Origin of the sequence: Pseudomonas sp. NPDC087598, assembly GCF_044743525.1 — a bacterium.
In the GTDB taxonomy this organism is placed as follows: domain Bacteria; phylum Pseudomonadota; class Gammaproteobacteria; order Pseudomonadales; family Pseudomonadaceae; genus Aquipseudomonas.
Window position 1 is genome coordinate 1 of sequence record NZ_JBIUWQ010000102.1, and the last position, 8,898, is coordinate 8,898.

Annotated in this window: 5 protein-coding genes and 2 pseudogenes; 6 read left to right on the forward strand and 1 reads right to left on the reverse strand. The window is 60.1% G+C overall.

The window, feature by feature from the left end; translation table 11 throughout:
* Nucleotides 1–1,177: pseudogene (locus ACIOWE_RS29065) on the forward strand (malic enzyme-like NAD(P)-binding protein); the annotation flags it as partial.
* Between the two features lie 238 nt (nt 1,178–1,415).
* Here the strand turns inward: ACIOWE_RS29065 and ACIOWE_RS29070 are convergent.
* Nucleotides 1,416–3,860, reverse strand: coding sequence for a penicillin-binding protein 1A (locus tag ACIOWE_RS29070; protein ID WP_401398375.1), 2,445 nt, complete (start codon nt 3,858–3,860; stop codon nt 1,416–1,418).
* Between the two features lie 218 nt (nt 3,861–4,078).
* Between ACIOWE_RS29070 and ACIOWE_RS29075 the strand changes: the two genes are divergently transcribed.
* The 5 genes and pseudogenes from ACIOWE_RS29075 to pilQ form a co-directional block, all read left to right on the forward strand.
* On the forward strand, nt 4,079–5,143 hold the full coding sequence (locus ACIOWE_RS29075) for a pilus assembly protein PilM (protein WP_401398369.1): 1,065 nt from the start codon (nt 4,079–4,081) through the stop codon (nt 5,141–5,143).
* On the forward strand, nt 5,143–5,709 hold the full coding sequence (locus ACIOWE_RS29080) for a PilN domain-containing protein (RefSeq protein WP_401398371.1): 567 nt from the start codon (nt 5,143–5,145) through the stop codon (nt 5,707–5,709). Before ACIOWE_RS29075 ends, ACIOWE_RS29080 begins: the two co-directional genes overlap by 1 nt.
* Nucleotides 5,706–6,329, forward strand: a complete 624-nt coding sequence (gene pilO / locus ACIOWE_RS29085; protein WP_201235889.1) for a type 4a pilus biogenesis protein PilO — start codon at nt 5,706–5,708, stop codon at nt 6,327–6,329. Before ACIOWE_RS29080 ends, pilO begins: the two co-directional genes overlap by 4 nt.
* Complete coding sequence (locus ACIOWE_RS29090; RefSeq protein ID WP_401398373.1) at nt 6,326–6,853, forward strand: pilus assembly protein PilP; 528 nt, start codon at nt 6,326–6,328, stop codon at nt 6,851–6,853. The genes pilO and ACIOWE_RS29090 overlap by 4 nt, the downstream gene beginning before the upstream one ends.
* A gap of 13 nt (nt 6,854–6,866) precedes the next feature.
* A pseudogene (gene pilQ, locus ACIOWE_RS29095) lies at nt 6,867–8,858 on the forward strand (type IV pilus secretin PilQ); the annotation flags it as partial.
* Nucleotides 8,859–8,898: the final 40 nt, after the last annotated feature.

Below are 8,898 nucleotides of genomic sequence, written 5' to 3' on the forward strand. Positions count from 1 at the left end.
CCGCGCCCTGTCGCTGGCCTACAGCCCCGGCGTAGCTGAACCGGGACGTGAGATCGCTCGCGATCCTGACCTGGCCTAGAAATCCACCGGGATGGGCAACCTGGTTGCAGTCATTTCCGATGGCACCGCGATTCTGGGTCTGGGTAACCTCGGCCCACTGGCCTCCAAGCCAGTGATGGAAGGTAAAGGCGTGCTGTTCAAGCGCTTCGCCGGCATCGACGTTTTCGACATCGAAGTCGACTCCGAAAGCCCGCAAGCCTTCATCGACACCGTAAAGCGTATCTCCATCACCTTCGGTGGCATCAACCTGGAAGACATCAAGGCACCTGAGTGCTTTGAGATCGAGCGCGCTCTGATCGAGCAGTGCGACATTCCGGTATTCCACGATGACCAGCACGGTACCGCGATCGTGACCGCTGCGGGCATGATCAACGCCCTGGAAATCGCTGGCAAAACCCTGCCGGACGCGAAGATCGTCTGCCTGGGCGCCGGCGCTGCCGCCATCTCCTGCATGAAGTTGCTGGTAAGCATGGGCGCGCGCATCGAAAACATCTTCATGGTTGACCGTACCGGCGTGATCCACTCCGGCCGTGACGACCTGAACCAGTACAAAGCAGTATTCGCTCACGCCACCGACAAGCGCAGCTTGGCTGACGCTCTGCAAGGCGCTGACGTGTTCGTCGGTCTGTCCGGCCCGAACCTGCTGAGCGCGGAAGGCCTGCTGTCGATGGCGGCCAACCCGATCGTGTTCGCCTGCTCGAACCCGGATCCGGAAATCTCCCCGGAACTGGCGCACGCCACCCGTAGCGACGTGATCATGGCCACCGGCCGTTCGGACTACCCGAACCAGGTCAACAACGTTCTGGGCTTCCCGTTCATCTTCCGTGGTGCCCTGGACGTTCGCGCCAAGCGCATCAACGAAGAAATGAAAGTGGCTGCCGCCAACGCCCTGCGTGAACTGGCCAAGCTGCCTGTTCCACAGGACGTGTGCGACGCCTACGGTGGTGCGCCACTGGAATTCGGCCGTGAGTACATCATTCCGAAGCCAATGGACAAGCGCCTGATCACCCTGATCTCCGACGCTGTGGCCAAGGCTGCAATCGAGACCGGTGTGGCCACCCTGCCGTATCCGAAGAACTACCCGCTGAAAAGCGTGGATGACGTGTTCAACGGCTAAGCCGTTGTAGCGCTTCAAACAAAAGCCCTGGCTCGTGAGAGTCGGGGCTTTTTTGTGCCTGTTTTGCGGTGCCCGTCAGGGCCTCTTCGCGAGCAGGCTCGCTCCCACCTTGAAACACATTCCTCCTGTGGGAGCGAGCCTGCTCGCGAAGACGTCAGCTCGGCCAATATCTCAAATGGCAGGCAATAAAAAGCCCCGCACTTCTCACGAAGGCGGGGCTTTTTTTGTTAGCGCTGGATCAGAACAAGTCGATCGGCGCCTGTTCATCCGCTGGCAGCGGACTGCCCGGAGCCGTGCCATTGCCCAGTTCATTCACCGACGGTGGCGTGTCTTCAGACTTGAACAGCTCGAAGTAGGCACCCGGCGTACTCGGCGTCGCCGCGCGGCCGCTGACCGGGTCCACCCGCAGGCTGAGCAGCCCCTCTGGCTCAGGCTGGACGTGAGGCGGCTTGTCCTTGAGCGCGGCTGACATGTAATTCATCCAGATCGGCAGTGCCACAGTGCCGCCGAACTCGCGGCGACCAAGGCTTTCCGGTTGGTCGAAACCGGTCCATACCGTGGTCACGTAATCGGCGTTGTAACCGGAGAACCAGGCATCTTTCGATTCGTTGGTGGTACCGGTTTTACCGGCGATGTCGCTGCGACCCATGGCCAGCGCGCGACGACCGGTGCCGAGCTTGATAACGTCCTGCAACATGCTGTTGAGGATGTACGTGGTGCGCCCGTCGACGATCCGCTCGGCCACGGCCGGTGCCTGGGGCGCTGCTGCAGCGCCCGGAGCTTCACCCGGAACCGGTGCGGCATTGACGGTGAAAGACTGCGCCGCCGGCGCCGCAATGCCATCAGTGGCCGAGCCACCCTGTGGCACGGTTGGCGGGTTGGCGACGAACAGCGTGTCGCCATTGCGGCTTTCGATCTTGTCGATGATGTACGGGGTGATCTTGTAGCCGCCGTTGGCAAACGTGCTCCAGCCGGTAGCGATTTCCATCGGCGTCAGGGTCGCGGTGCCCAGCGCCAGCGACAGGTTCGGCGGCAGATCCTGTTTGTTGAAACCGAAGCGGGTGATGTAGTCGATGGTCTTGCCGACGCCCATTGCTTGCAGCAAGCGGATCGACACCAGGTTGCGCGACTTGTACAGCGCTTCACGCAGACGGATCGGGCCGAGGAAGGTGTTGGTGTCGTTCTTCGGGCGCCAGACCTTGTCCAGATACTCGTCGACAAACACGATCGGTGCGTCGTTGACCAGCGTGGCGGCGGTGTAACCGTTATCCAGTGCGGCGCTGTAGACGAACGGCTTGAAGCTCGAACCCGGCTGACGCTTGGCCTGCATGGCGCGGTTGTAGTTGCTCTGCTCGAAAGCAAAACCGCCGACCAGCGAGCGGATCGCGCCGTTCTGCGGATCCAGCGAGACGAGCGCGCCTTGCGCCTGAGGAATCTGGCTGAACTTCAGCGAGTTGTCCTTCTGGCGCTGGACGCGAACCAGATCACCGACCTGCGCGACATCCGACGGCTGACGCGGGGTGGCGCCCATGCTGTTGGTGTTGAGGAACGGGCGGGCCCATTTCATGGTGTCCCAGGCGACATGCTCTTCGCCGGTGCGGGTCAGCACTTGCAGGCCGTTCTTCTCGACCTGCGTAACGATTGCCGGTTCCAGGCTGCTGATGGTGCGTTGTTTGGTCAGCTCGTTGGCCCAGGCCTCACGGGTCTTGCCCGGCAGGCGCGACTCCGGGCCACGGTAGCCATGACGCTGATCGTAGGTCATCAAGCCTTCGTGCAGCGCGGTGTTGGCCATTTCCTGCAGGTTGCTCGGCACCGTGGTGGTGACGCGGAAACCTTCGGTGTAAGCGTCGCTGCCATATCGGCCGACCATTTCGGCGCGGGCCATTTCGGCGATGTACGGTGCGTTCACTTCCGGGGTCGGCACGTGATAGCTGGCGTTCAGTGGCTCGTTGATGGCGGCGGTGTAGTCCGCCTCGCTGATCTTGCCGAGCTTGTACATGCGCCCGAGGATCCAGTCGCGACGTTCTTTACTGCGCGCCGGGTTGGCCAATGGGTTGAAGCGCGAAGGGGCTTTCGGCAGGCCGGCGATCATCGCCATCTGCGCCAGGCTGACGTCGCGGATCGACTTGCCGTAATACACCTGCGCCGCCGCCTCAATGCCATAGGCGCGGTTGCCCAGATAGATCTTGTTGACGTACAGCTCAAGGATTTCGTCCTTGGTCAGCTGCCGTTCGATCTGCAGGGCCAGAAGAATTTCGGTGGTTTTGCGCGAGAAGCTGCGTTCGCTGGTCAGGAAGAAGTTCTTCGCCACCTGCATGGTGATGGTGCTGCCGCCGGACTGAATATGCCCGCTCTTGACCAGTTGGGTTGCGGCACGCATCAGGCTGCTCGGATCAACGCCATAGTGGTTGGCGAAATTGTCGTCTTCAGCACTTAGTAACGCATTAATGAAATTGGGTGGAATGTCGGCGAAACGGATCGGAGTACGGCGCATTTCGCCAAACTCTGCGATCAACTTGTTATCGCTGCTGTAGACCCGCAGAGGAATCTGCAACTGAATGCTTCTCAGAGCCTCCACGGATGGCAAACCCGGACTAAGGTAAAGATACGCGCCGCTGAGACCTAAAAGCAGTCCGCAGAAAACGGCGACGATGGACCAACCGAAAAATTTCAGCAGACGAATCAAGGCGTTTGGACATCCAGGGCAAGAATGAATTTGGCGACGGGGCTCCGGCAACACACAGAGCCATCCGCGCAGGCAGTAAAAAGCGGAAAAAATCGCTGGGCATTATAAGCACTTTTCTGCTGGGGGCGTCATTTGCGCTTCTGTCAAGACGGGGTGAAGGAACGCAATGCGTATTACAGAGTCCGTAACTCACGGAAAGTCATAGGGAATTGCTAGTGCTGGGACTCTTCAATAAAAAAGCCAATACGTTACTGGGGATCGACATCAGCTCCACCTCGGTGAAGCTGCTGGAACTGAGCCGTCAGGGTGATCGCTACCGTGTCGAGGCGTACGCGGTGGAGCCATTGCCGGCGAACGCCGTGGTCGAAAAGAACATCGCCGAACTCGAAGGCGTCGGCCAGGCATTGACCCGGGTGCTGGTCAAGGCACGCACCGGGCTCAAGAGCGTCGCGGTGGCGGTGGCCGGTTCTGCCGTGATCACCAAAATCATCGAAATGGACGCCGGGCTGTCCGACGATGAACTGGAAAACCAGCTCAAGATCGAAGCCGACCAATACATTCCCTATCCGCTGGACGAGGTCGCCATCGACTTTGAGGTCCAGGGCGTTTCGCCGCGCAACCCTGAACGAGTCAATGTACTGCTCGCCGCCTGCCGCAAGGAAAACGTCGAAGTCCGTGAAGCGGCGCTGGCGCTCGCCGGACTGACGGCGCGCGTGGTCGACGTCGAGGCCTATGCGCTGGAGCGCTCGTTCGGCTTGCTCGCGACGCAACTGGCCGCTTCGCAAGAGCGCCTGACGGTTGCAGTGGTCGATATCGGCGCGACCATGACCACCCTCAGCGTCCTGCACAACGGCAAGATCATCTACACCCGCGAGCAGTTGTTCGGCGGCCGGCAACTGACCGAAGAAATCCAGCGTCGTTATGGCCTGACACTCGAGCAGGCGGGGTTGGCGAAAAAGCAGGGCGGGCTGCCTGACGACTATGTCAGCGATGTGCTGCAGCCGTTTCGCGAAGCATTGGTGCAGCAAGTGTCGCGTTCGTTGCAGTTTTTCTTCGCCTCCGGCCAATACAACGCGGTCGACCATATTCTGCTCGCCGGCGGCACGGCGTCGGTGCCGGGGCTGGATCGATTGATCGAGCAACGCCTGAATACTCCGACGCAAGTGGCCAATCCGTTTTCCGACATGGCCTTGAGCAGCAAGGTCAACGCCGGGGCCCTGGCCAGTGACGCGCCGGCCCTGATGATTGCCTGCGGGCTCGCGCTCAGGAGTTTCGACTGATGGCGCGGATCAACCTGTTGCCCTGGCGCGAGGAGCGCCGCGAAGAGCGGCGCAAACGCTTCATGTTGGCGTTGATCGGCGTGGTGGTCGGTTCGGTGGGGGTAGTGTTCATCGCCGATCAGGTCTTCAGCGCCGCCATCGACCGGCAGGTCGCGCGTAACGATTACATCGGCAAGCAGATTGCCGTAGTCGACGAACGGATCAAACAGATCAGCGACCTCAAGGCACACCGTCAGCAACTGGTCGAGCGCATGCGCATCATTCAGGACTTGCAGGGCAACCGGCAGGTCAGCGGACGTATCTTCGATCAACTGGCGCGAACGCTGCCGGACGGCGTTTATTTCACTGACGTGAAAATGGTCGGGAAGACCCTGTCGATCAGCGGCGCGGCCGAGTCGAACAATCGCGTCTCCGAGTTGATGCGCAATCTGGACGCCTCCGACTGGTTCGATGCGCCGAGCCTGACCGAAGTCAAAGCGACTTCCGCCGATCAGCTGGAGCAGGCCAATGTCTTTCAGCTGACCGTTCGTCAGACTCAGCCGAAGACGCTGGAGGACGAACAATGAAACCGTCCGACTGGCTGGAAAGCTTGCGCAGCATCGATTTCAACGACCTCGACACCAGCAACATCGGCTCCTGGCCTGGTGCGGTCAAAGCCATCGCCGGAGCGCTACTGATGGTGCTGGTGTTGGCGCTTGGCTATAACTTTTTCATCAGTGACATGGAAAATCAGCTCGAGCTCAAGCGCGAGGAAGAAGCGACGCTCAAGGAACAGTTCGCCAGCAAGGCGCATATTTCCGCCAACCTGGAGTTGTACACCCAGCAGATGAAGGAGATGGAGAACTCCTTCGGCGTGTTACTGCGACAGTTGCCTAGCGACACCGAGGTGCCGGGTCTGCTGGAAGACATCACGCGTACCGGGTTGGGCAGCGGCCTTGAGTTCGAAGAAATCAAACTGCTCCCGGAGGTCACCCAGCAGTTCTATATCGAACTGCCGATCCAGATCACCGTCACTGGCGCCTATCACGACCTCGCCACTTTCGTCAGTGGTGTGGCCGGGTTGCCGCGCATCGTGACTCTGCACGACTTCGAACTGGCACCGGCCAATAAAGAGGGCGGGCCGAAACTGCGCATGAGCATCCTCGCCAAGACGTACCGCTATAACGACAAGGGGCTGCAGAAATGAGCCCGATTCGTTATTTCGCACTGGCATTGGCGTTGCTGACTTTGAGCGGTTGTGGCGATGGTGATGACTTCAGCGATCTCGATGCCTACATGAATGAAGTGCGGTTACGCCCGGCGGGCAAGATCGAACCCACTCCGACATTCCGCTCTTACCCGACCTTCACTTACAGCGCGGCCAACCTGCGCAGTCCGTTTTCGCGCCAGGTGCGCGTCGATCTCGCCGGGCAGAAGCACGGCTCGCGCAACGTCAAGCCCGACCCCAATCGGGTCAAGCAATACCTCGAAGGTTTCAACATCGAGCAGTTCGAGATGGTCGGCACGATTGGCAACGCCACTGGCTCCTTTGCGCTGTTGCGTGGGGCTGGCGGCGTGCATCGCCTGAAGGTCGGGGATTACCTGGGGCGCAACGATGGTCGCATCGTCGCCATCAGTGCCACTCAGGTCGATGTGGTCGAAATCGTCCCCGACGGCGAAGGCGCCTGGCTGGAACGTCCGCGCACCATTCCTTTGAAAGAGCACTCATAGTGGAAGTCGAACAATGAACAGGATTTTCTCCACCCTCGGTCTTTCGCTATGGATAGCGCTGATGTCGCCGATGGTACTCGCGGCCAATCTGAAGACGCTGGACGTGGCGGCGTTGCCGGGTGACCGCGTCGAGCTGAAGCTGTCGTTCGATGGCCCGCCACCGCAGCCCAAGGGTTACACCACTGATTCGCCGGCGCGAATCGCGCTGGATCTGCCGGGGGTTGCCAGTCAGTTGACCAGCAAGAGCCTCGATCTGGGCAGTGGCAACGCGCATACGGCCACAGTGGTTGAGGCCAAGGATCGCACGCGGCTGATCGTCAATCTCACCCAGCCAGCGCCTTACAACACGCGAGTCGAAGGCAATAATCTGTTCGTCGTGGTGGGTCAGGGCGCGCCGGCAAGCGCTCCACGTCCTGCTGTTGTTGCTCCAGTGCGTGCGACTGCGGCAACGGTGCCTGCCAAGGCGTTCGTGCCGAAAACCAAAGCCATTCGCGGCGTGGACTTTCAACGCGGCACGGCAGGTGAGGGCAATGTGGTCATCGACCTGTCCGACCCGACCATCGCCCCGGACATTCAGGAACATGACGGCAAGATCATCCTCAGCTTCGCCCGCACCCAATTGCCCGACAAGCTGCGGGTGCGCCTCGACGTCAAGGATTTCGCCACGCCAGTACAGTTCGTCAACGCTGCTGCTACCGGCGATCGCGCGATCATCACCGTCGAGCCCAGCGGCACCTTCGACTACTCCACCTATCAGACCGACAACAAGCTGACCGTCAGTATCCGTCCGATGACCGTCGACGATCTGCAAAAGCGCAACGCTGATCGTCAGGCCTACGTCGGCGACAAGCTCTCGCTGAATTTCCAGGACATCGACGTGCGCTCGGTGCTGCAACTGATTGCCGACTTCACCAACCTCAACCTGGTGGCCAGCGACACGGTGCAGGGCGGCATCACTTTGCGCCTGCAAAACGTGCCATGGGATCAGGCGCTGGATCTGGTGCTGAAAACCAAGGGACTGGACAAGCGCAAGATCGGCAATGTGCTGCTGGTCGCACCGGCGGACGAAATCGCTGCCCGCGAGCGCCAGGAACTGGAGTCGCAAAAGCAGATCGCCGAACTGGCGCCGCTGCGCCGTGAACTGCTGCAGGTGAACTACGCCAAGGCTGCCGACATCGCCAAGCTGTTCCAGTCGGTGACCAGTGCCGAAGCGAAAATCGACGAGCGCGGTTCGATCACCGTCGATGAGCGGACCAACAACATCATTGCCTACCAGACTCAGGACCGGCTCGACGAACTGCGGCGAATCGTGGCACAGCTGGATATTCCCGTGCGGCAAGTGATGATCGAGGCGCGGATCGTCGAAGCCAACGTCGATTACGACAAGAGCCTGGGCGTGCGTTGGGGTGGCTCGATTCAGAACAAGGGCAACTGGAACACGTCCGGCGTCAGCAACGGCTCGTCGACCACCATCGGCACCCCGGGCAGCACCAGCACCAACTCGCCGTTCGTCGACATGGGCACCGTCAACAATACCTCGGGGATCGGCATTGCCTTCATCACCGACAACGTTTTGCTCGATCTTGAGCTGACCGCGATGGAGAAGACCGGCAATGGTGAAATCGTCTCGCAGCCCAAGGTGGTGACTTCCGACAAGGAGACCGCGAAGATCCTCAAGGGCACCGAAATTCCTTATCAGGAAGCCAGCTCCAGTGGCGCCACCTCGGTGTCGTTCAAGGAAGCTTCGCTGTCGCTGGAGGTGACGCCGCAAATCACTCCGGACAACCGCATCATCATGGAGGTCAAGGTCACCAAGGACGAACCGGACTACCTGAACAAAGTGCAGGATGTACCGCCGATCAAGAAGAACGAGGTCAACGCCAAAGTGCTGGTAAACGACGGCGAGACCATCGTGATTGGGGGCGTTTTCTCAAATACTCAAAGCAAGGTCGTAGATAAGGTGCCATTTCTTGGCGATGTTCAGTATCTGGGCCGCCTTTTCCGGCTTTATCTTGTTTCGGTGAAATATTGCTAGCAGCATCTTT